This window comes from Roseateles sp. (genome assembly GCF_052436255.1).
Classification (GTDB): Bacteria; Pseudomonadota; Gammaproteobacteria; order Burkholderiales; family Burkholderiaceae_C; genus Pelomonas.
In genome coordinates this window covers 1-4,465 of record NZ_JBQVNP010000248.1, presented here as the reverse complement: position 1 = coordinate 4,465, position 4,465 = coordinate 1, and the positions used below count along the sequence as shown (strand labels likewise).

Annotated in this window: 2 protein-coding genes and 1 pseudogene; all 3 read left to right on the top strand. The window is 66.6% G+C overall.

Annotated elements, in window-relative coordinates:
* The coding region (locus ACT6S0_RS26820; RefSeq protein ID WP_444766778.1) for an efflux RND transporter periplasmic adaptor subunit at positions 1 to 1,190 on the top strand (1,190 nt) is incomplete at its 5' end.
* Between the two features lie 107 nt (positions 1,191 to 1,297).
* The gene (locus tag ACT6S0_RS26815) at positions 1,298 to 3,394 is read left to right on the top strand and encodes a site-2 protease family protein (RefSeq protein ID WP_444766777.1); all 2,097 of its coding nucleotides are present in this window, start codon (positions 1,298 to 1,300) and stop codon (positions 3,392 to 3,394) included.
* Between the two features lie 116 nt (positions 3,395 to 3,510).
* Positions 3,511 to 4,465 (top strand): annotated as a pseudogene (locus ACT6S0_RS26810) (hypothetical protein); the annotation flags it as partial.

Genomic DNA, 4,465 nt, shown 5'->3' with positions numbered 1-4,465 from the left:
GTTTCACGCTGTTCGAGATCCGACGCAACCTGCCGCGTTGGTGGGTAGCGGCCGACACCGCCTGGGCCGAGAAGGCATCGCCCGCTGTGCACGAAGCCAGTGAAGTGGCCACGCGCGCCATGGTCGAGATGCAGGAGATCGACCAGCACCCCTGGTGGGCACTGCCACTGCTGGGCAACGGTGAGCCCGTCGCGGTACTGGTGGTGCGCCATCGCGAAGCTGGTGCCGCTGCCCTGCCGCCCGAAGTATTGGCTGTGCTGCGTGCCAGTTCAGGGCTCGCCGAGCCGTTGTTGCGACATTGGCGCGAGGCGGAACGCGGCCTTATCCAGCACGCGGCGGACACTGGCCGCTCCGGCTGGCGCAAGCTCTGGGGGCCTGGCCATCTGACCTGGAAGGTCGGCGCTGCGGCGCTGCTCACGGTGCTGGCCGTCTTGTTGTTGTGGCCCGTGTCCGATCGCGTCACGGCCCATACAATGATCGAAGGCCGGACGCGTCAAGTTGTGACGGCGCCGTTCGAGGGATTCATCGCGCAGGTGCTGGTACGCCCCGGAGAACAGGTGTCGAAAGGGCAGTTGCTGGCCCGCCTGGATGATCGCGAACTCAAGCTCGAGCAGGGCAAGTACAGCAGCGAGCGCAACCAGGCCGCCGGCAAGCTTCGCCAGGCAATGGCCGAACACGATGCCGCCGCGATGGCACTGGCACAAGCCGATGTGCAGCAGGCCGAAGCCCAGCTGGCGCTGGTGGAGTCCAAGCTCTTGCGTGCAGGGCTGGTCGCGCCGATGGACGGTCTGGTTGTGACCGGTGACTGGGCCCAGCAGATCGGCGGCCCGGTGGAGGTCGGCAAGGAAATGTTCGAGATCGCCACCACGGGCGGCTATCGCGTGGTGCTGCATGTGCCGGACCGAGACATTGCCCGGGTCAAGCCGGGCCAGAGCGGCATCCTGCGCCTGACCGGACAGCCGCAGACCACCTACGACTTCGAAGTGACCCGCGTCACGGCCACGGCCAAGGTGGAAGAGGGCATCAATGGTTTCCGCGTCGAAGCCGAGTGGCGCGGTGCCGTGCCTGCGTTGAGCCCGGGCATGCAGGGCGTGGGCAAGGTCGAGGTGGGCCAGGCCAGCCTGCTGACGGTGTGGACGCGCTCTTCGGTCGACTGGCTGCGGCTGAAGTTGTGGGGCTGGTGGTGGTAGGCGCCGACCGCCACTGAGAAAACGGCACGCCCATGCAGACACTTCTTTCCGAACACTGGCACGCCGTGCGCTTTCTGCGCCCGCGACTGCGTGAGGGTGTGCAGCCCTTGCATCGACTGCTGCGTGGCAAACCGTGGGTACTGCTGCTCGATCCGGTGACACAGCGCTTCCATCGAATGACGCCTCAGGTGTGGCGCGTGCTGCAACTGCTCGATGGCCGCCGCACGCTGGATGAGGTGTGGAATGCGGCCTGCGAAAAGGCCGCGGCATCGGGCACCAACGGTGCGACGCACGACGACACGATCTCGCAGCATGAGCTGGTGCAGTTGATGTCGTCGCTCTACTCGAACGACCTGCTGCAGACCCAGGTGTCGCCCGATGCCGACGAGGTTTTCGAGCGCTACCAGCGCCAGCAGCGCGCCAAGTTCAAGCAGAGCTGGCTCAATCCGATGAGCATCAAGGTGCCGCTGCTGTATCCGGACGCCTGGTTCGAACGCCGGGCCTGGCTCGCGCGCCTGCTCTTCCGCTGGCCCGTCCTGCTGCTCTGGCTTGCACTTGTGACGCCGGCCGGAATACTGGCATGGCAGCACTGGGCCGCGCTGACCGACAACCTCTCCGACCGGGTGCTCTCGGGCAGCAACGTGGTGCTGTTGTGGTTCACCTACCCACTGGTCAAGGCGGTGCACGAATGGGCGCACGGCATGGCGGTCAAGGCCTGGGGCGGACAGGTGCGCGAGATCGGCGTGATGTTCATTCTCTTCACCCCGTTGCCCTATGTGGATGCGACGTCGTCATACCGTTTTCCTTCCAAATGGGCGCGCGCGGCCGTGGCGGCGGCCGGCATCCTGGCGGAGCTGCTGCTGGGGGCCATCGCGGTCTATGTCTGGCTCATGGCCGAGTCGGGCTTGGTGACAGCCATTGCCTTCAACGTGATCCTGATCGCCGGTGTGTCCACCGTGCTGGTCAACGGAAATCCGCTGATGCGCTACGACGGCTACTTCATTGCCTGCGATCTGCTGGAGCTTCCCAACCTGGCACAGCGTGCCACCCAATACTGGGCCTACCTGTTCGATCGCTACGCGTTCGGCGCGCGCGATGCGCAGCCGCCGGTCGAGGCGCGCGGCGAGCGCGCGATCATGTTCGTCTACGGCGCGGTGTCGCCGGTGTACCGGCTGCTGATCAGCATCGGACTGATCTGGTTCGTGGCGTCGGAGTACCTGTTCGCAGGCATTCTGATGGGCCTCATGTCCGCCTGGTCCGCGCTCGTCATGCCGATCTGGAAAGGCTGGAAGCACCTGACCGAGGGCGCCGGACTGGCGCGCCGCCGCGAGGTCGCCATGCGCCGCACAGTCATCGCGCTGGCGGTCACCGCAGCCTTCGTCGGGCTCGTGCCCTTGCCCTTTCATTCGATCGAGCAGGGTGTGGTGTGGTTGCCCGAAGAGGCGATCGTGCGTGCCGAAGTGGCGGGCCATGTGGCGCAGAGCGAGCGGGCCAGCGGCGACACGGTGGCCCGCGACGCCCTGCTGCTGCGGCTCGACAGCCTGCAGCTCTCGGCCGACGCGGGTACGGCCGCCGCGGCCGTGGCTCAGACACAGGCCCAGTTGCGCAAGGCCGAAGTCGACGACGTGCTGCGCGCCGCATCCTTGCGACACGAGCTCTCGGCGCGCCAGGCGCGGTTCGATGAAGCCGTGCGCCGCGCCGATGCAATGGAGGTCAGGGCCGGCAGCGCAGGGCGCTGGACACCGGCCGCACCGACTGAACTGCCCGGCCGCTATGTCAAGCGCGGCGAAGTGCTGGGCTACGTGGTCAATGGACCTTCACGGCTTGTCCGCGTCGCCGTGACCCAGGAGGACCGGGATCTGATCGGTTCCCGGCTGCGCGGTGTTGCCGTGCGCCTGAACAACTCTCCGGAAGAGGCCATCGCAGCGCGCGTGCGCCGCCTGGTACCCGGCGGCGAGCTCGACCTGGTGTCGCCAGCACTTGGAACCAGCGGCGGCGGCCAGATCCCGGTGGACCCCTCGCAACAAGGCGGCACACGCACGCTGAAACGGGTGTTCGACATCGAGATTGAACTCGACCGCAATTCGCCCAGTGCCGTGTTCGGCGACCGCGCATATGTGCGCTTCGATCTCGGACCGACGCCATTGGCATGGCAGTGGTTCCTGCGTCTGCGCCAGGTGTTCCTGGCGCAGCTGAGTGTCTGAAACCGATGTCTCCAGCACTGAGTCCGGACCCGACCCTGGCACGCACGCTGGCTGGCAGCAGCTTTCGTCGCGCCGACACACAGCGCGACGAGCGCGGCGCTGAACGAGGCCACAAGGTGGAGCAGTTCTTGCGCAGCCTCTCGGGTTGGCTGCCACCCACGCGTGAGCGTGGCGGAAGCATCGCGTCGTTCAACAAGGCGATCGTCGACCTGGCGGCCACGCTGCGCGAGCTGCCTGACGAAGAAATCGCACTGCGCTTTCGTCGCGAACTGCAGGCCATGAAGGCGTCGGGTGTCGGTCTGCGCGATTCGCCGCGTCTCGTGGCTGTATTCGCCTGCATCGGCGAGGCAAGCCGGCGCGCCCTGGGCATGTGGCCGCATCCGGTGCAGTTCACCGGGGCCTGCGTTCTGCTGAGCGGTCGCTTGGCGGAGATGCAAACCGGCGAGGGCAAGACTCTGGTGGCTGGTTTGGCGGCCACCGCCATGGCCGGCTCGGGCGCGGTGGTGCATGTGATCAGCACCAACGACTATCTTGCGGAGCGCGATTGCGAGGAGATGTTGCCGCTCTTCGAGTTCTTCGGCCTGACCGGGGCCTGCATTCAGGGCGAAATGGAGCCCGACGAGCGACGCGGCGTTTACCGCCATTCGATCTGCTACGTGAGCGGCAAGGAACTCGTCTTCGACTATCTGAAGGATCGGCTGGCGGGGCACGGCACCATGCCCACGCGCGTCACGCAGGTGCGGCAGCTGTGGGCGTCGGGTTCCGCAGCGGCCAGCGAGAACGAACCGCTGATTCCCGCACTGCACTTTGCCATCGTCGACGAAGCCGACAGCGTGTTGATCGACGAGGCGCGCACACCCATGATCATCTCGCACGAAGCGCCAGGCCTTTACGAACTGGAGCTTCTGCAATGGGCCATCGCCGCGGCGGGCGCGCTGGTTCAGGGGCAGCATTTCCGTATCGCCGGCGCACGCGAACTCGAGCTACTGCCTGGCGCGGTCGAGGCTTGCCCGCCTTTGCCGGAAAACGTCCGTCCCGTCTGGCGGTCGGTGCAATGGCGAACGCTGCTGC